17 protein-coding genes, 1 tRNA gene and 1 pseudogene are annotated in these 17,895 nt (G+C 69.4%); 5 read left to right on the top strand and 14 right to left on the bottom strand.

What is annotated here, in order from left to right:
- Positions 1–195 precede the first annotated feature (195 nt).
- Entirely contained in the window at positions 196–405 is a 210-nt protein-coding gene (locus ACWGH1_RS31465; protein ID WP_453352061.1) for a hypothetical protein, read from the top strand.
- Positions 406–420: 15 nt separating this feature from the next.
- Here ACWGH1_RS31465 and ACWGH1_RS31460 read toward each other — a convergent pair whose 3' ends face one another.
- From ACWGH1_RS31460 to ACWGH1_RS31440, 5 genes and pseudogenes are all read right to left on the bottom strand, one after another.
- A complete protein-coding gene (locus ACWGH1_RS31460; protein WP_453352060.1) occupies positions 421–831 on the bottom strand; it encodes a hypothetical protein in 411 nt (136 codons plus the stop codon).
- A 133-nt stretch (positions 832–964) separates the two neighbouring features.
- A pseudogene (locus ACWGH1_RS31455) lies at positions 965–1,793 on the bottom strand (transposase).
- 1,039 nt (positions 1,794–2,832) lie between these two features.
- The gene (locus ACWGH1_RS31450; protein ID WP_453352072.1) at positions 2,833–3,828 is read right to left on the bottom strand and encodes an alkane 1-monooxygenase; all 996 of its coding nucleotides are present in this window, start codon (positions 3,826–3,828) and stop codon (positions 2,833–2,835) included.
- 429 nt (positions 3,829–4,257) lie between these two features.
- Positions 4,258–5,172 (bottom strand): SDR family NAD(P)-dependent oxidoreductase, encoded by a 915-nt coding sequence (locus ACWGH1_RS31445; protein ID WP_453352059.1) that lies wholly within the window; start codon positions 5,170–5,172, stop codon positions 4,258–4,260.
- Between the two features lie 55 nt (positions 5,173–5,227).
- Positions 5,228–6,253, bottom strand: a complete 1,026-nt coding sequence (locus ACWGH1_RS31440; protein WP_453352058.1) for a 3-oxoacyl-ACP synthase III family protein — start codon at positions 6,251–6,253, stop codon at positions 5,228–5,230.
- Positions 6,254–6,536: 283 nt separating this feature from the next.
- On the opposite strand from ACWGH1_RS31440, the gene ACWGH1_RS31435 reads away from it, so the two are divergent.
- Positions 6,537–7,151, top strand: coding sequence for an HtaA domain-containing protein (locus ACWGH1_RS31435; protein ID WP_453352057.1), 615 nt, complete (start codon positions 6,537–6,539; stop codon positions 7,149–7,151).
- Between the two features lie 169 nt (positions 7,152–7,320).
- A complete protein-coding gene (locus tag ACWGH1_RS31430) occupies positions 7,321–9,171 on the top strand; it encodes an acyl-CoA dehydrogenase family protein (protein ID WP_453409218.1) in 1,851 nt (616 codons plus the stop codon).
- A 97-nt stretch (positions 9,172–9,268) separates the two neighbouring features.
- Here the strand turns inward: ACWGH1_RS31430 and ACWGH1_RS31425 are convergent, their stop codons facing one another.
- The 3 genes from ACWGH1_RS31425 to ACWGH1_RS31415 are packed head-to-tail and all read right to left on the bottom strand — an operon-like array spanning position 9,269 to position 11,886.
- Entirely contained in the window at positions 9,269–10,498 is a 1,230-nt protein-coding gene (locus tag ACWGH1_RS31425; RefSeq protein WP_453355054.1) for a beta-ketoacyl-[acyl-carrier-protein] synthase family protein, read from the bottom strand.
- Positions 10,495–11,514: an acyl-ACP desaturase gene (locus tag ACWGH1_RS31420; protein ID WP_453355053.1), complete on the bottom strand. Its 1,020-nt coding sequence runs from the start codon at positions 11,512–11,514 to the stop codon at positions 10,495–10,497. The genes ACWGH1_RS31425 and ACWGH1_RS31420 overlap by 4 nt, the downstream gene beginning before the upstream one ends.
- 60 nt (positions 11,515–11,574) lie before the next feature.
- Positions 11,575–11,886 (bottom strand): acyl carrier protein, encoded by a 312-nt coding sequence (locus ACWGH1_RS31415; protein WP_453355052.1) that lies wholly within the window; start codon positions 11,884–11,886, stop codon positions 11,575–11,577.
- Positions 11,887–12,257: 371 nt separating this feature from the next.
- Between ACWGH1_RS31415 and ACWGH1_RS31410 the strand changes: the two genes are divergently transcribed.
- Positions 12,258–13,154: a class I SAM-dependent methyltransferase gene (locus ACWGH1_RS31410; protein ID WP_453355051.1), complete on the top strand. Its 897-nt coding sequence runs from the start codon at positions 12,258–12,260 to the stop codon at positions 13,152–13,154.
- A gap of 87 nt (positions 13,155–13,241) precedes the next feature.
- Here the strand turns inward: ACWGH1_RS31410 and ACWGH1_RS31405 are convergent, their stop codons facing one another.
- The 3 genes from ACWGH1_RS31405 to ACWGH1_RS31395 form a co-directional block, all read right to left on the bottom strand.
- Positions 13,242–14,600, bottom strand: coding sequence for a cytochrome P450 (locus tag ACWGH1_RS31405; RefSeq protein ID WP_453355056.1), 1,359 nt, complete (start codon positions 14,598–14,600; stop codon positions 13,242–13,244).
- A 188-nt stretch (positions 14,601–14,788) separates the two neighbouring features.
- Positions 14,789–15,196, bottom strand: coding sequence for a nitroreductase family deazaflavin-dependent oxidoreductase (locus ACWGH1_RS31400; RefSeq protein WP_453355055.1), 408 nt, complete (start codon positions 15,194–15,196; stop codon positions 14,789–14,791).
- A gap of 505 nt (positions 15,197–15,701) precedes the next feature.
- Positions 15,702–15,962, bottom strand: a complete 261-nt coding sequence (locus tag ACWGH1_RS31395; RefSeq protein ID WP_453355050.1) for a hypothetical protein — start codon at positions 15,960–15,962, stop codon at positions 15,702–15,704.
- A gap of 267 nt (positions 15,963–16,229) precedes the next feature.
- On the opposite strand from ACWGH1_RS31395, the gene ACWGH1_RS31390 reads away from it, so the two are divergent.
- Positions 16,230–16,303: transfer RNA gene (locus tag ACWGH1_RS31390), tRNA-Met, on the top strand.
- Positions 16,304–16,421: 118 nt separating this feature from the next.
- Here the strand turns inward: ACWGH1_RS31390 and ACWGH1_RS31385 are convergent.
- The 3 genes from ACWGH1_RS31385 to ACWGH1_RS31375 form a co-directional block, all read right to left on the bottom strand.
- On the bottom strand, positions 16,422–16,844 hold the full coding sequence (locus tag ACWGH1_RS31385) for a hypothetical protein (RefSeq protein WP_453357689.1): 423 nt from the start codon (positions 16,842–16,844) through the stop codon (positions 16,422–16,424).
- Between the two features lie 282 nt (positions 16,845–17,126).
- A complete protein-coding gene (locus tag ACWGH1_RS31380) occupies positions 17,127–17,273 on the bottom strand; it encodes a hypothetical protein (RefSeq protein WP_453409217.1) in 147 nt (48 codons plus the stop codon).
- Between the two features lie 301 nt (positions 17,274–17,574).
- Positions 17,575–17,895, bottom strand: a 321-nt coding sequence (locus tag ACWGH1_RS31375) for a MerR family transcriptional regulator (protein ID WP_453357691.1), incomplete at its 5' end; no start/stop codon positions are given.

Below are 17,895 nucleotides of genomic sequence, written 5' to 3'. Positions count from 1 at the left end.
TCCTCCTCCAGTTCGTCCGGGCGGGGCTGCATCTTCGGGTGATGCTCAGCATCGGGCAGCGGATGCACGCTTGTCCGAACTTGTCCGGTGAGACCGGTGATGCACGTAGCTGGTGGCCGGTCACAGAGCGTGGTGCGCAAAAAGAGGACGGCGTGCTGGTCGGGGTGGGCGCCCTGGGCTCAACGGCGCGCGGGTGTGCGCTGGTTCGCTGAAGCGGCCGGCGCGGTGGTGCCGCAGGGCATGCAGACCCCGCCCGGTTCGCTGGTGGCGGGCGTCCCGGCCGAGGTCAGGCGCGAGCTGACGGAGGCGGGAGCGCCTGGGCATCAAGGCCAACGGCGATATCTGCTGCTCGCCCAGGCGCACTCGAAGCTGTTCGCGGAGGGCGGCGAAGCGGATTTCGACTGAGCGGACTCTTGTGGGTCAGTGCCAGTAGGAGGGCGAAGACGATCCGGAGCCGTTCCAGGAGATGATCAGGAGAATGACGATGATCGCCAACGGGACGGCGACGAGCAGGGCGCACCCGATGGCACCGGGCAGGTTCTTCCTGCGAAGGCGCTGATCGAGCAGCTTGGCCTCGGGGGTGTCGTTCCGCCAGTGCGGCTGGAGCTCCGCGGTGCCGTCGGCGATCGCCCCGGCCACCCGGTCGACGTCCGCGGGGTGGTACGTGCGCCACTTGCTCTCGCCCCAAGTGGATTGCGATACATAGAGGTTTTTGCGGACTCCGTTGGCATTCGCGGTGGCGTCCAGGCACGTCGCCCGGATGGTCGGCCAGGCTCGGGCCAGCTGCCTCTCGGACAACCAGGCGACGTGCTCCGGTTCGGTTGCTGCCACGGGCGCACCTACTCTCGGCTCGCAACCAGTCTCTCCCCGCTCAGGCCGGATGGGCAACACCCTCTTCCCGTAACCGGCTTGGCTCCTCGTGCTGCCAATATTGACTGGACGTCTAAGAGTGGCCGCCAGTGGGTCATCGGACGCGGGAGCTTCGTGGGCGGGTGTCCCAGCGGTAGAGAGGCCAGGCACGTCGGATCAGGCAGCGGACGGTGATGATTGTGCTGGCCAGGGCGATGAAGAACTCGACGGGGGCTCTTCGTCGCTCGGCCCAGCGGCGGAGCTTGCCGAAGCTGTTCATCCAGGAATTCGTGCGCTCCACCACCCACCGTCCGCCGGTCTGGATCGAGGTCTTCGCGCCGCACTTGGCGATCTGGCCTGTGATTCCTCTGGCCTTCAGGTCGAGGTAGACCATGCTGTAGTCGTATCCAGCGTCCGGGCGCAGTCGCGGGTGCTGGGGCAGCGGCCCCAGGGATGCTTCGAGGTCGGTGAAGCAGTTGAGGGTGGCGGGCAGCAGGGTGTGATCGCGGGTGTTGGCCGGCGCGGGGTCGGTGACCAGCGGTATGCCGTACCCGTCCGTCAACTGCAAGCGATTGGAGCCGAGTTCGGCCGGTCGACGGGCGCCTGCCGGCGCACTCGCCGCCGGACCAAGCCTTGGCGATGCAGCCGTCGGCGGAGAGCTGCTCGAGTTCGAGGTCGATCGTGCGGTCTTAGCAGGAGAGCACGAGCAGATGCAAGGTCTCCATCACGCCGGCGGCGATCCATTCATCTCGGCGGCGACGCAGCGTGGTGGCAGAGCACAGGTGATCGGCCAACCGCTCGTATCCGCAGCCGAAAACCAGGACCTGCACCAAGCGGTCGAAGACCACTTGGTCACTGATGCGCGGATTGTGGCAGCCCCACGGATGGCGCTCCTCCCGTACGGGCAGCAAGGCGAGAAACTGGTCTCGGATCGGGTCGAGAATGCATGATGGGACGGCAGCCCGAAAGGATGTGCTCGCGGGCCACCGGGGCCGGACTCGTCGGTCGGCTGCAACTGCCGCGTCCGCTGGCCGTTGTGGTCACCCCGCGGTTGCGGCCGACACTTCCACCGAATCGGGGCACGTCATCGACAGCCGCGTCCAGGCGTGGGCGGACGTCCCGAATCGGATGCCGGTAGACGCCGCCCCGATCGATGGCAATGTCGGCGCTGATCTCCGCGACGAGATCGGGCTGGACCAGGGTGGTGTCGAGGACGTCGCGGGTGCCCCAAGACGAGGAGAACCTCGCACCGGGTCCAGGGATGGCCGATGGCGGCCGGGGTGAGGTGCTCGGCGAGTTCGCGGGCCGCGTCGGGGCGCAGCGGTACCGTGCGGCCGGTGGGGTCGTGGCAGCCGAGGATGAGGAGCTGGGAGTGTGCCAGGGTGTCGGTGATGGCGCCGATGATCGCTTCGATGGTGCCCCGGCGTCGGATCTTGGTCCAGGCGCGGTCGCGGGATCCGGGCCGGTAGCGCTGGTTGAGGGCTTTTACGACCAGGGCCCTCGACACCGGAGACGTCCGTCCAGTCTTCCAGCCGTTCTCTGGCCTTGGCCGGGTCGGTGGTCATGGGGCACAGCGTTCATGGGGCGGTCAGCGTGCGGGCCGCGAACAGGACCTCCAGGCGTCGGCGCTCGGCGCAGGGCAGGGTCAGCATTTCCTCGCCATCTTGCTGCAACAGGTCGAAACCCACGAACCGGCCGTGACGGCTGCAGCGTTGCGGCTGCGGGCGGCAACCCGCCGCTGCGACCCGGGCTCTCGAACCGTGCAGCCGCCCCGTTACCGCCATGAGGACACACGCCCGCGAGGCGCATTGGTCCGCAGGAGGATGCACCACCGATGACTCACGCCGGCTCCTCGGCCAGGATTGTCGGGGCCTGCGGGTCATTCCGCGCGGTGACCTCATCACCGCTGATGGATCCGTGCACGCCTTCGCCGGCCCACGCGTCGAACTTGTGCGCCGTCTCCGACGCCTCGGCCAGCGCGACTCACGCCCGGTTCACGCGACTCAAGTCACCTCCTGCCTCCGCCAGCACACGCGGATCCATCACGTGCCGCCACAAAGGCGGACAGAATGCCAGCACGATCATGGAGACGTATCCGGCGGGGAGCTGTGGCGATTGCTCCACATGGCGTAGTCCCTGGTACCGCGCTGTCGGACGCACGTGGTGATCGGAATGCCGCTGCAACTGGTAGAGGAAGACACTGCTCGCCAAGCGACTGCTGTTCCAACTGTGGCGGTGGGACACGCCCTCGTACCGGCCGGGACTCCGCTCCGCGCGCAATAGACCGTAATGCTGTACGTAGTTTCCGCCTTCGAGAACGCTGACGCCGACGAGTGCCTGAAGAATCAGGTACGGAAGGACATTCACCCCGAACACCCATACCAGGACGGCGAAGAGGGCAGCTGACCCGGTCCAGGAAACCAGCAGTCGATTGCCCGGCGCCCACACCGGACGGCCGCGACGCCGCAGGCGTCGGCATTCCAGGCCCCAGGCACTCAGAATCGTTCCGCTCACCGCACGCGCCAGGAACGCCCACAGGCTTTCGCCCATCCTGGCGCTTGAGGGGTCCGACGGAGTCGCCACGTGCCTGTGATGCCCCAGGTTGTGCGAGACGGAGTAGTGGCCGTACCAGGACTGGGCCAGCCCCACGGCAGCCAGCAGCCGTTCCAGACGGTCCTTCCGGTGCCCGAGTTCATGCGCAGCGGTGATGGCCACCCCGGCAACGATTCCGGTCGCCAGGGCCAGGCCGGTCCCGTTCACCCAGCCCAGGTTCTCATTCGACCACTGGTCACAGGCCCAGAACAGGCTTCCGTACTGAAGCGGGATGTAGAGGTAGACACACCACCGGTAGTACCGGTCGCCGTCCAGCTGGCGGTCGGCTCCCTCCTGGGGGCTTTCTGTGTCCGATCCCAGGCAACGGTCCAGCAGGGGAACCACCAGCACGACAGCGACAACCCCCCACCACCAGAAGACGGACATGCCGGTCACGGACGCCAGCGCGTGACATTGAAGGGGCAGCGTCGGCGCGACAAGGGCCACAGGCCATAGGTAGCGCCTCCTGTCACGCCACCCAGCCGCAGCCACAACTGCCGCCCCATCGCGCGTGATGGACATGCCTGGCTCCCTCATCAAAGAACGATCGCCGTGCCAACGACCCACCGGAGCAACCCGTCACGGCAAAGATCACTGCTGTGCTTGCAGCGCCCTGATGGTGACCTCGGCCTCAGATTTCGGGGCGGCCGCAGTCGCGGCATGCACGAGTGACCCATAAACGGCAGGATGGAGGCATAGGCCCCGCTCAGCGCGTGATCGTCTACCCGCCGCCCGCCCGGGGCGGACGCCTCGTCGGCTGCGGCGCTGCGATCCCCGGCCGCCCCGGCCCCAACGACCTTCTTGAGCGACCCGACGTTATGGACGGGATTTTCCCTTCGGACACTGAGGTATCCCGCCCAGCGTGCTCAACCATCGTGATGCGGTCCGCGGCCCCGACAGGCCCAGTACGAGACGTTTGGCCGGGTCGCTGATCGCGTACGGGAGGGCGGCAATCAGGGGCGCGGCGATCCGGGCGTCCCTCCCTACGGTGTAGCGGGCTCTGGGCCGACGGGCGGTCAGGGCCCGGTGCACGACGGCGGCGGCCGGTTCCGGGCCGCCGAACCGTTTCGAAGCGTTCAGCGCCGCGGCAGCGCTTCGGTAGCAGTCGGTGAAGCGCGTCGAGACGCCGCTTGGTGGTGTGAGGGAGAGGATCGCGTCGTCCAGCAGGCCCGTCGCGTGGAAGCCGTGCTCGATCAGTACGACCTGTACCCCGGAGCCGGCCAGTTCCATTCGTAGTGCATGTGTCAGGGCGGCGGATGCCGCCCTGCTGGCGCCGTACCATCCGCCCAGCGGCAGCACTGAGCGCCCGGCAGCGGAGGAGAGATTCACGATCCGGCCCCTGCCGCGCCGGCGCATCTGGGGTAGTGCCAGCCGGGCGATGCGTACTGCGGCGAAGGCGTTGATCTCCATGAGGCGGTACGCCGCTTCCTCGGTTACGTCCTCCACGGCCCGTGCCACCGCGTATCCCTCCGCGTTGACCACTGCCTCCGGGCCGCCGTCCGTGCGGTCGGCGATGTCCTCGAACGCCGCCTTGCAGGCGTGCGGGTCGGATACGTCCAGCGCTGCTGCCCGCAGATCGAGACCTTCTGCGCTGGCCCGCATAGAAAGCCCGTCGGCTTCGTCCGGCGTGCGGGCGGTGGCGAACACGTCGTATCCGGCCCGGGCCAGCCGAAGGGCTGTGGCCTGGCCGATACCGTTTCCGGCACCGGTGACCAGCACGCTGGAAGTCATCGGCGTCTCCTTGTTTCCGTCGGTATCCGCATCCGCGCCTTGGCCTGCGCCTGGGTCAGAGGCGGATGATCGTGATGCCGGCGCTGAAACCGCTGGCGAAGCCGATCAGGGTGACCAGGTCCCCGGGTCCCGCGCGGCCGGTCTGCTGGGCCAGGGCCAGCTGAAGGGGCAGGGACGCTGAGGCGGCGTTGCCGTGGTCGGCGACCGTGAGCATGCACCGCTCCGCCGGCAGGGCGAGGGCGGTGATCGTCTCGTGGAACTGGGTTACCGAGATCTGGTGGACGGCGATGAACGCGCTGGACCTGACCAGTTCGAGTTCGGCCTGGTAGCCGGTCAGAGCGCGTGTGGCGTGCTGTCGCCCGGCCGCCGCCATGTCGCCCTGCATCTGCACGTAGGTGGTCTCGTCGTCGTCGGGCCGCCAGTTCATCGAGCCGCCTGCCCGGACGGTGCAGACCTGCCAGGCAGCAGACTCGGCGCTGAAGCGGGTGGTGAGGATGCCCGGGTCTCGCTCGCCGGCGGGGCCGGCGGTGAGGAGCATGGCGGCGCCGGCGTCGCTGACGGTGTAGCCGACAGCGGCGCTGTGCAGTGTGCGCACGTCGGGCAGGTGCCAGCGGGTGCCCAGGGTGGGGGTCTCGCCGCAGGTGATGAGGATCGTGCGGTGCTGACCCGATTCGATGAGGGCGCGGGCCACCTGGAGGGCGTTGAGGACGCTGTTGCAGGCGTTCTTCACGTCGAAGACGGGGCAGGAGGCGCCGAGTTTGGTGGCGACGATATGCGCGGTGGCGGGCTCGAGGAGGTCCTGGCACGAGGAGGCGAACAGCAGCAGGTCTACCTCCCGGATGTCTGTTCCGGCGGTGGCGAGGGCTTTGGCCGCGGCTTCGGCGGCGAGGTCGGATGCCTGCTGTCCTTCGGCTCTGACGTGCACGCCGCGTACGCCGGTGAATCGCTCGAGCAGGCCGCGTGGGGGGACCACGGGGCTGCCGGTGGCGGCGATCCGGGCGCGGGTCTGGTCCGTGGTCCGGTATTCGGACGGCAGATGAACTGCTGTGGCGAGCAGGCGTGCGCGTGTGGGGGTAGACACGGTGCCAACGTAGCGAGGCCGGGCGCCTTGACCGGTACCCGTTCACTCTTGAGGTGCATGGCGAACGGTTGAGCAATTTCCGCGAGGTTGGGGCGCTGCTACCACTGCCGCATGCATCACGCGTGGGAACGGGAGCAGCCCGGCTGCGTGGGGTCGGCTCGCTCGACGGTCGCACGCGGGCCTGTGCCCGCTGTGTGGTGCCGCCGGCTGACGGGAGGGTGGCATCGGAGTGATCATCAGCGGCTGAGCATTCCGTTTCGGCTGGTCTGTCGTTACGGGAGACGTGAAATCTGTACTTTCCAAGAAGCGTCTTGTGGTCCTTTCGGCTGCGGCGGTCGTCCTCGGCGTTGGGGCTGTCCAGGCCGGTGCCATCGCCGCCGATCTCAACCTGCGCGGGGCGGGCACTTTCTGCCTCTCTCCGGAAACAGCCCGTAGTTTGGCAACTCAGGAGGTGACCCTCGAGGCGATCGCTCCGGCTACGGCCCGTGGCACCTGCGTGACCATGCCGGGCACGGGCACGCTGGCTCCCGACCTCACCGGCGGTGAAGTGCCCCTCGAAGGAGGGATGCGCTTCAAGGGTGCCGGGCACCGTCTCGATATCACCAAGATGAGCGGTCATGTCCGCCTCGGTGAGGGCTACAACACTGCCGATGTCGCCGTGGATGGCGAGACGGCCGCCAACTTCGACATCGCCCATTGGCCGGTCTCCATGAGCAGGGTCTCGTTCACCCCCACCACGGTGAGTATGAAGGACAACCCGCTCACGCTCACCGACGCCGCGAAGAAGGCCTTCGCCAAGGCCTTCGGCGCCAGTCCGACAGCCGAAGGCGCACCGCTGTTCTTGTTCACCGGGCAGGCAGAGATCACCAATCCCTTCGCCCGGCTCCCCAAGTCCTGACCGCCTCCCTCATGGACACCGGTGGGGCTGCGGGTCTTCCCCCAGCCCCGCCCGCACGGCCGGCACCCCCGGTTCTGGTGAGTGCGCGGCGTTTCCAGCGCGACAATGCAGGCCGTCGTCTCCTGCCCGGGCTGCGTGTCCGGTGCGGCTGTGCCTTCGTTGGGCGGGCATGAGCGCGATGACGGTCAAGGCATCCCTTGCGGACGAGGCAAACGCGCTGAAGTGCGTGCTGTTCGGTGAACAGGCCGAGGAAGAGCTACTGCACGAGCCATGGCGTCGGCTGCTGTCGACCCCGGCGTTCCGCCGGCCCGCAGGCCAGTCAGACCAGGAGCATCTGGAATGGGTGTACGAGCGGCTGCGGCTTCTTGGGAACGCAATCGGCGAACCGCTGGAGCTGGCGGGTGACCCGCTGCGGCTGGCGTGCCTGCACGAGTGGTTGTGCTTCGTCGACCCCACCCTGACGGCCCTGGCCACCATCCACTACAACCTCTTCCTGGGAAGCCTGACCGCGCACAACGCCGAGGAACGCCGGGACCTGGCCCCCTACACCTCGATGCGCCGACTGGGCACCTTCCTTCTGACGGAGGTAGCGCACGGCAACGACGCCGCCGCTTTGGAGACGACCGCCGTCTACGACCGGACGACCGACACCTTCACGCTCCACACCCCGAACGCGGGGGCACAGAAGTTCATCTCCAACACCAGCCCCGCCGGGGGACCGAAGACCGGCCTGGTCGGGGCCCGGCTGATCGTGGACGGCGCGGACCACGGTGTCTTCCTCTTTCTGGTGCCGCTGAGCGATGGCCCGGGTGTGCTGCCGGGCGTCAGGGTACGGCGGCTGCCGGCACGGCTGGGCAGCCCGCATGACCATTGCCTGACCTCGTTCGACGCGGTGCGGGTACCACGGGAGGCGATGTTGGGCGGCCGGCACGGCCGGATCATCGGGGACGGAGTGTTCGTCAGCGAGATGCCCGAACGGCGCCACCGCTTCCAGGCATCCATCGACCGGGTCATGACCGGCCGGATCTGCCTGAGCGCCGGCACGGTCGGCGCGACCCGGGCAGGACTGGTAATGGCCATCCGCTACGGCCACCACCGGCACATCACCGGGCTGACCGAATCCTCCACGCTGCCGGTAATCGCCCTGCGCAGCCATCACGGGCCGCTCGTCGAGGCCATCGCCACCGTCTACGCGATGAACCTGCTCTACCGGGAAGCCGCCCGACGCTGGAGCCGACGCGGCCCGGGCGACGCGTCCGAGGCCGCTCTGTTCGTGTCCGTGGCGAAGGCGTGGATCACCTGGCAGGGACGCGAGGTCGGCGCGCAGATCCGCGAACGCTGCGGCGCGCAGGGCCTGCTGGTCCACAACGGCATCGCCGTCCAGCTCATGGCCGTGGAGGGTGCGATCACCGCCGAGGGCGACAACCAGGCCATCATGGCGCAGGCCGCAGCCGAACTCCTCCTTCGTCACCGCCCCGGCCACCGGGCGCCCAGCCCTCACGGGCGCAGCCTGAGCGATGCCGCCTTCCTGCACGAGCTGCTCGCCGGGGCGGAGCGGATCTGGCTGGACCGTGCCCGCGAGGCCAGGCGCAGCGCTCCTGTCGAGGCGCTTGCGCGGCGCAATCACGCCATGGGCCCGGCGCTGCGGGCCGCGCATCTGTACGGCCACCGTCATGCCGCGCAGGCACTGGGCGGCGCTGTGGCGGAGATGCCCGGCGGTGCGGGTCGCGAGCTGCTGGCTTCGGTGCATCTGCTGTTCGCGCTGCGCGCGGTCGCCGGCCACAGTGGGGACTTGCTGCGCCATGGCCTGCTGACCGGTGAGCAAGTCGACGAGCTGCCGGTCATGGCGGAGCGGTTGGTGGCGGAGCTGGCTCCGCGGGCCGAGGTGCTGGTGGGGGCGTTCGCTGTACCGGAGGAGTTCTTCGAGGGCATGCCCATCGCAGCCCACGACTACATCGGCGCCTACGACGACCCCGACGGGCCGTGGCACCGGCCCGCCCCCGGCGGGCCGGTGCCGTAAGGGTGGCAGGGCGGCTCCGCCCAGCGCGGCTGTGGCGCCCGGCCCGTTCCGGCGGATCGCATGCTTCGGCGGCTCCGTACCTGCTCCCGGCCCGTGTTCAGTGGGCGGCGAAGACGAGTGCCGCGTTCTGCCCACCGAATCCGCAGGACGTGGACAGGGCCAGGTCCATGGCTACCGGTCGGGGGTGCGCGGTGACGATGTCCATCTCCCGTCCGGTGTCCTGATGAGCGAGGTTGGCCGTCGGCGGGACCTCCTGGCGTTCCAGGGCCAGGACCGTCAGTGCCGCCTCGATCGCACCGGCGGCGCCCAGGGCATGCCCGATGACGCTCTTGGACGCCGTCACCGGGGGCGGGGCACCGTTGAAGGCGCGGAGCAGGGCCAGAGCTTCGGCCGTATCACCGGCGCGGGTGGCAGTGCCGTGGGCGTTGATGTGTCCGACGTCCCCGGGCGCGCAGCCCGCATCGACGAGCGCCTGCCGGATCGCCTGCTCGGCTCCCGCCCCCTGGGGGTGGGGGGCTGTGGGGTGGTGGGCGTCGGCGGAGGCTCCGTAGCCGCGCAGCCGGGCCCGGGCGATCGCGCCGCGGGCGCGTGCGTGGTCGGGATGTTCGAGGACGAGGACGGCGGCGCCCTCGCCGAGGACGAAGCCGTCACGGTCGGTGTCGAAGGGGCGGCAGGCGAGTTCGGGATGCGCGGTGCGGGTGGACAGGGCCCGCATCTGGGCGAAGCTGGCGGCGGACATCCGTGAGCGGGCCGATTCGCTGCCGCCGGTCAAGACGACGTCGCAGGCGCCGCTGAGTAGCAGGTCGCGGGCCACGCCGATCGCGGTGGTACCCGAGGCGCAGGCGCTGGAGACGGTGAAGTTGGGGCCTCGTGCGCCGGTGTCGATGGCGATCTCACCGGCCACCATGTTCGGCACGCTGCGCGGCAGTCCCAGAGGCGAGACGCTCGTCGCCCGGCCCTCGCCGAGGCGCGTGAACTCCTTGACGTAGGTCTGCAGGCTGTTCGCACCGACTCCGAGGACGACAGCCACCCGGTCGGGTCGGAGGCTGGTCATGTCCAGGTGCGCGTCGGTCAGGGCGCGGCGGGCGGCGGTCAGGGCCAGGTGCGCGAACCGGTCGAGGCGGCCTGCGAGGCGGATACCGAGCTCGGATACGGGGTCGAAGTCCGGGACGCTGCACGCGATATCCACCGGCAGGTCCGCGAGGTCGGGATCCTTGCGGGCCAGGGACCGGCCGGCTGCCATGGTCTTCCAGACGCTCTCTGCGTCATGGCCGGCCGGAGTGACCAGGCCCAGACCCGTAACGGCCACTTCCCCGCGCGCGGTCACCGGCGTACTCCCTCTCGGCTGTCGCTCTCCCCGCTGGTGCTCTGTGCGAGCCCGCTGTCCTGGGTGGTGCGTTGTTGTCGCCGGCGCATGCGGCCGCGCAAATCTTCGAGCCGCCGTGTCTTGTCGGCCAAGACGTCCAGGTGCCGGCCGATACGGTCCCGTGCCTGTTCGCCGCGTGGGCCCAGGTCTGTGCGCTCCATGACACGCAGCGTGCGCAGCAGGGGCAACAGTACGTGCTGGTGGTGGATGGTGATGTCGTAGATGCCTGCTGCTGCGATGCGGGCGGCTCTGGCCTCGAATCCGGGGATGCCATGGCCGGGCATGCGGAAGTCGCAGACGACATCTGCGAATGCGGCGGTGAACTCGTCAGGGATCAGTTCGAGAAGGTCGGCGCACAGCGCCCGGTAGAAGACCATGTGCAGGTTTTCGTCCGCGGCGATGCGGCTCATCAGCCGGGCGCCGTTGGGCTCCCCGCATGCCTGGCCGGCGTTGCGGTGCGCCTCGCGGGTGGCGAGCTCCTGGATGGTGACGTAGGCCAGGCCGTGCGCGAGGGAGGGCTGGGTGCTGCGGTAGCCGGTGCTGACGTGGGCCATGCGGGCCTGCTCCAGCTCGACGGGGTCCACGCCGCGTACCGCGTGGAGGTAGCCGCGTAATGCTTCGGCATGCCGGCCCTCTTCGGCGGTCCAGCGGTGTACCCAGGTCCCCCAAGCGGTGTCGCGGCCGAAGCAGGAGGCGATCTCGTAGTGGTAGCTGGGCAGGTTGTCCTCGGTGAGGAGGTTGACCAGCAGGGCGTCCCGGACGGCCGGCGTCAGCGGCGAATGGACGGGGTGCCAGGGTTCGCCGTCGAGCGGGCCGTCGAAGTCGCGGGCTGTGCTCCAGGGCACGTACTGGTGGGGGAACCAGTCCATCGCCGCGCCGAGGTGCCTGTCGAGGTGGCGGGCGACGGCCGGTTCGAGCTCGCGCAGCAGGTCGGCGTGATGGTGCACCGGCAGCGCGGTGATGTGACGGTCATTCATGGCGGTGGAGCGATGCCCCTTTCCTGTTCCGGCTGGTGCCGTGATGCGCGTGGCGGCTGCTCAGTCGCCGTCGCGCGGCGCGGGCAGGTTCCGCTCCGCGGGCGCGGCGCTTCGGCCGACGGCTGCGGTCTTGATCACCTGAGCCGCATCGCGCAAGGTGCTGGCGAGGGAAAGGTCCTGCAGCTGGTCCAGGAGCTCGATACCGCTACGGTCCTCGAGGACCACCATCAGTTCCATGAGCGCCAACGAGTCGAGGCCGAGTTCGTCGAGTGTCGCGGCCGCGTGGAGCCGGTCACGCGGCACGTCGAAGTACTCGTGCACCAGATCGGCGAGGGCAGCCTCGTCAAAGTCCTGCACTACGTTCACCGTCACGGCTGTTCCCCTGCACTGTCGGATCTCTTTTCCGATGTGACAACCGAGTACGGGCCGGAAAGTCACTGATCCGCGGCGTCCCGCCTTCGCTCTGGATCCGCTTGCGCCGGACCCAGGGCCCGCAGCGTGCGCACCCAGGACGGGCTGCCAGCGACCGTGTCCGCCATTCGGGTGATCACCGATTTGATCGCTCTGAGACCCGGTGACACCGTTGCCACCCCATGGTCCGTACGAGGCAGATGTCCGCGTCGGCGTCGCATGAGGGTTCGGCCGGTTGATCGCGCACTCGCCGCGTACTGGGCAACGGTTCTTCATCCCGCGATGTCAAGCTTCATCGTGGCGCCATCAACCGCACCGGGAGCAGGTAGAGCGTGACCACAACGACGGGCGCCAGCGCTGCGGACATCGAGTTCCACTACGACGTCGGCAACGATTTCTATGCCCTGTGGCTCGATGAGACCCTGACCTACTCCTCGGCCCTGTGGGACGGCATCGGCACCGACCTGGCCCCCGACCACGCGCTCGCCCAGGCGCAGCGCACCAAACTCCGCCATCATCTCGACCAGGCGGGGCTCCCGCCCGGAGGCCGGTTGTTGGACGTCGGCTGCGGATGGGGCGGCCTTCTCGCCCTGGCTACCGAGGAAGGGCGCGCCGGGGAGGCGACCGGGCTGACTCTCAGCCGCGGCCAGCTGGCGCACGTCGGCAGTCTGAACTTGCCCGGAGTGCAGGCACGGCTCGAAGACTGGCGCTCCCACGTCCCGGAAGCGCCCTACGACGCCATCGTCTCCATCGAGGCGTTCGAAGCTTTCGCCGGCCCCGGCCTGACCAGCGCTGAGCGCATCCAGGCGTACACGGACTTCTTCACCGCATGCCACAGCTGGCTGGTGCCCGGCGGCAGACTCTGCCTCCAGACGATCGCCTTCGACGCGGGCGTCGACGCCGGCGGGCCGGTCGGCGCCTTCTTCGCCAGCGATGTCTTTCCCGCATCGGCGCTGCCACGCCTGGCGGAAATTGCTGCCGCCTGTGACGCCGGCTTCTCCCTGACTGCTGTCGAAAGCGCACCCGAAGACTACATCCGTACGCTGCGTGCCTGGTCGACACGGCTGCGTGCCCAGCACGAGAAGGTGGCGCAAGTGGTGGGCGCGGACACCTACCAGCGCTACCGCCTCTACCTCAAAACGTGCGAGTTCCTCTTCCTGCGGGGAGAGGTCACTTTGTATCGGCTGGTCATGCGACGGCGCAGCCGGTCGCTCGACCTGCCCCGCTAGCCGACGGGCCGGCGCTTTGCCCGCGGTGAGCCAAAGCGCGGGCGCCTCCGGGAAGGAGTCACAGCGGCGTCAGGTCGTAGCCGTGGGTCAGATGCCGCCCGCCCAGGGGATGCGGGCCGTCGCCGTCATGACGAGCCGGTCGGGCCGGGTGACCACTCCTGCGACAGGGCGCACCGGGCGCTCAGGAAGGAATGGACGCAGCTGGAACCGTGCGGCCACTGCTGCCAGGGCGATGGGGGCGATCAGAGTGGCGAAGGGAGCTCCGATGCAGCGGTGCGCGCCTGTACTGAAGGGCATGTAGGCGCTTGTCAGGGCGAGGGGCGTGGTGTCTGCCGTCCAGCGGTGGAGGTCAAAGGTGTGCGGGTGCGGATAGTGGTCCGGATTGCGGTGGATGCCGTGGACGTTGAGCAGGACCTCGGCGCCGCGAGGAATCCGGAAACCCCCGACGGTCACTTCGCGTAGCGCGTTGCGGGGCATTACGGGCACGGGGTAGAGGCGCAGGACCTCCATGACGGCCCTGGTGGTCAGGGGCAAGTGCTCCAGGACCTTTTCCGGCAGGGGCCGTCCGCTGTTGAACAGGGCATCGGCCTCGGTCTGCACGGCTCGTTCGGCTTCCTGGTGGCGGGCGAGTTCATGCCAGGCCCACGCCAGTGTCACAGCGGTGGCTTCGCTGCTGGCGACCAGCAAGGTGACCAACTCGTCGACCACTGCCGTAGGCGTGAGGCGGGCCTGCCCCTGGGCGGGGCACACGGCGCTTTCCAGCAGGCTCAGCACGTCGTTGCCGCCCTCGGCGGGTGTGTGGCGGGCAGGCAGTGCCGCCACCACCTGCCGCAAGCGGTGTGTCGCCCGTCGGCGGGCGATGCTTTCCGGGGTGGGCAGGCCAGGGCTCCACGCGGGTGCCAGCATGCGCAGCAGGACCCCCCTCGAGAGCGGGGCCGCCTTGGCGGCCAGCCAGGAGACCGTCTCTTGGTCCACGTGGGATCCCAAGAGGCAGCGAACGGTGATGTCGGCGCTGAGCCGCAGCATCTCGTGATCCACGTTGAGGGCCGTGCCAGATGGCATACGCCCGGCTCGCTCGCAGGCGACCTCGCAGATCAGCGGTGTGATGCGGGCAAGCGGAGCGCGGCCGAAGGCGGGCGCGAGAGTCCGGCGGTGCTCGCGGTGCTCCGGCCCCTCCAGGGCAAGCAGCCCATTCCCCGTTACAGGGCGGAACCCTCGGATTACCCGGCTACGTCCGAAGGCCTGACCCTTGTCAACGAGGATCTCCTGTGCGAGTCCCCCTTCACTCACCACGTACTTGGTCACCGCGCCGAACTGCAGTCTCACCACCGGGGGTCCGGCGCCCAGCCGGGCCAGTGCGGGCAGCAACCCGTGCTTCAGCAGCGGCAGGTGACCCAGCCGGTACCCAGGCGCCCGTGGAACCTCCCGAGCGACTCCGGTTGCCACAGCATCGTCGGTCTCATCCGTGTCTGCCCGTCCCGTGATCACGCCTGACCAACGCCATGGGGCCCGCGAAAGACACCGCCGCGGTGGGCAGTCCTTAGGTCATGGCCTGCGACCGCGGGGGCGGCCCAAGACCCCGCAGCCCACGCCGATTGATGGGAGCCAACGCGACCACTGCGGTCACTCGTCTCTCACCGGGGAAGCGCGCCCTCATCGGGGACTGCAGGCTGCAGGGAGAAGACCCGAACGTGCCGACCGGAGCGGTCACAGTAGGCCTGGTAGTGGCTCGAAATACAAAGGAAGCCCTGCAAGATCTCATCTCGTTCGACGCCAGTGACGAGCCGAGCCGAAACCGGCATGCGCCGGCCTCCCGTACAGAGCGTGGCCGCCGGATTCTTCAGGAGATTACTGCTCCACGCCGGATGGTGTACCTGGCCGAAGTTCGAGGCCACGACCGCGAAGCCGTCCGCGTGGCCGACGTAGCACAAAGGAGTGGGAACGGGGCGACCGGAGTGGGCACCGACCGTGATCAGGAGCAGCGACGGAAGCCCCAGCAGCCCGGAGACACTGAACCGGCCCCCACTGCGCACTTGGACCATCCTGTCCAGGGGCACCACCAACACCCTCATCACCGCAGCTGCCCAGCGCTCTGGGATGATCCTGTCCATCGCCCGAAAAGCAGCTCCGCGCACCGGTGCACCGGCCCCCCTTGACACACCTCGCAACCCCTGATGGCCCCCCGGCCGCTGCACAACCACGGGAACCCCGTCCACTCCGCCGCTGTCCGAACCCGTTGCGTCCATGCCTCACCAACGTGCGGGACGCCCCGACGTCACCGCCGCGGGGCGGTCCAACCCTCCAGACACAGCGGAGGCTGGCCCTTCCCCCGGGGCCGGAAGCCGGGCTCCATCACCGGCGCAACACACCCGCCGTGTTCCAGGCACCCGGGCACAGGGACGGTGCCGCCGCAGGACTGCGCGCGCACCGGCAGTCCTGCCGATGCCAGAGACCCGGCCGTGCCGGACTGCCCACACGACGAGTCGCTCGTGACCGGGATCAGCTCCAGGTCTGTTACCTCGGGGACTTCTCGGACCCGGAGCCGCCTCACGGGCGGCGTGCCACTGGACTTCCTCCGAGGGCCACAGCAGCGGCCCGGCCGGGGCGGCGCCGGCCGCCGAGGTCAACCTCCTGCACGAGGCGGGCCGCAGCCTCTGGCTCATTCACACGGGCCTTCTCGGCCACGGCCGTCAAGGGTTCCGGGTCGATCTGTGCGGCGATCTCGGCACCGCTGATCGGTTCGTTCGTGCCTTCGCCGGCCCACGAGTCGAACTTGTCCGCCGTTTCCGGCGCCTCGGCCAGCGTCACCAGCAGAGCCCCAAAAGCGGTGTGCCTGGGGTGTTCTCGCTCATCGGCCACCCTGCCCACACAGATGCGGCACCGTCCACGGTGCCCCGCTCGACCCGTTGGCCCCGCGCCTCGGCTGGTGGCCGACCACAAAACCCGGCCGCGCCGAAGCCGGACGGACCGGGACCGGGACGGCAGGGGCCTCCCCTTCACCGGACAGCAGCCCACCCGAGCAGGCCATAGCTGGTCAGGAACCATCTGGCGGTGCCGTAGGGTGGGGTTCACCGACGCGGGGTGGAGCAGCTCGGTAGCTCGCTGGGCTCATAACCCAGAGGTCGCAGGTTCAAATCCTGTCCCCGCTACTACCCGGAAGGGCCCGGATCCTGGAGGATCCGGGCCCTTCTGTCATGCCCCGGCGTTTCAGGTAAGGGGCGCGGCGACCGGGCCGGCGGACCTCGGCTCGTCGGCGCCCGGCCGCCGTCAGGGGGCGGGTTCGTAGACGACTGTGGTGGTGGGGCAGTCCTCGGCCAGGCCCAGGAGGGCCTGCCGCTCGGCCTCGTCCACGGCGAGATCCCATCGGAGCTTCGTTCCTACCCAGGTCGCCGCGTAGGTGCAGTGGTACGAGCCGTCCGAGGGCAGCCACTCGGCCGGGTCCTTGTCCGCCTTCGACCGGCTCGACGCAGCGGAGACCGCGATCAAAGTGTCCCGGCGCTTCTGGTCGTTGGCGTACGCCTCACGCCGCGCCGCACTCCACGGACTCTGTTCAGAGTCGAACACCTCTGCCAACAGGACAAAATGATCTACGTCCAGGCGGGCGGCGTCGGTGACGACCACATCGTCGTACGCGCTGCGCCAGGTTCCGCCAGTCAGCTTGCACCCAGCCGCGACCTGCGGTGTCTCCACCGCCTCGAGACGGACACGCCGGCCACGGCGGGGTGGTGGTCGGCTCGTGGGTGACGCCGGCGGTGGTGAGCAGGGGCAGGGCGGCGAGGGAGAGCGTGGGAAGACCGCGGCACATCAGGTTCTTGATCACGCCCCGGGTTGCAGCCGCACCACGCCCCCGGCGGGAGAGCCTCGGCGCGCGGGTCACCCGCACGGCCGCCGGGTTGCACCGCAGAAACGACACCTTCCGCAGGATGCCGAGCGCGCACTGCCGTGACGGGCGTGGACCAAGCGTTCGACGGCTCAGGGGCCGAAGAGGCGCAGGACGTGGGGTGCGTGGAGCAGGTCCTCCGGGGTGGCGGCCGTACCGGTCAGGGGCAGCATGTGCCTGCTGGCGCAGTCGCCGGGCTGCTGGTGGTCGATCTCCCAGTCCCGGCCGGCCGGCGTCACGGCCGAACTGGCCGCGTACAGCGGCTGAAGACACGTACGACACCAGTAGAACGATCGCCGCGTCACGCCTGCCTCCGACGCGGGGTCGAGCCGAGCGCTGCCGGATCGCCCACTGGGAAGGCGGTGTTGAACGGCGGGAAGCAGCCGGGCGTGCTGCTGCGCGTCGAACGGTGGGAGGCCCGGCCGGGAAAGCGGAATGTGTCCTTCATGTCAGCCGAAACGATCCGGCGCCGCCCCACGTCACCCGGCACTCGCCCGGAAAGACGACGGCGTGTGGGCAGAGTGGAAGGTCTGGGTCACCTCAGGCCGCGGCCGTTGGGTTCGCCGACTCGGCGGCGCGCCTGTACTGGGCGTTGATGCGCTGGGCTTCCTGGAGTTGGTCTTCGAGGATGACGATGCGGCAGGCGGCCTCGATGGGGGTGCCGCGGTCGACGAGTTCGCGGGCACGAGCGGCGATGCGCAGCTGGTAGCGGGAGTAGCGGCGGTGTCCGCCCGGGGAACGGAGCGGGGTGATGAGGCGGGCTTCGCCGATGGCGCGGAGGAAGCCCTGGGTGGTGCCGAGCATCTCGGCGGCCCGGCCCATCGTGTAGGCGGGGTAATCGTCGTCGTCGAGACGGCCGAA

It is taken from the genome of Streptomyces sp. NPDC054883 (assembly GCF_053610645.1).
This window is presented reverse-complemented; position numbering and strand designations above follow the sequence as displayed.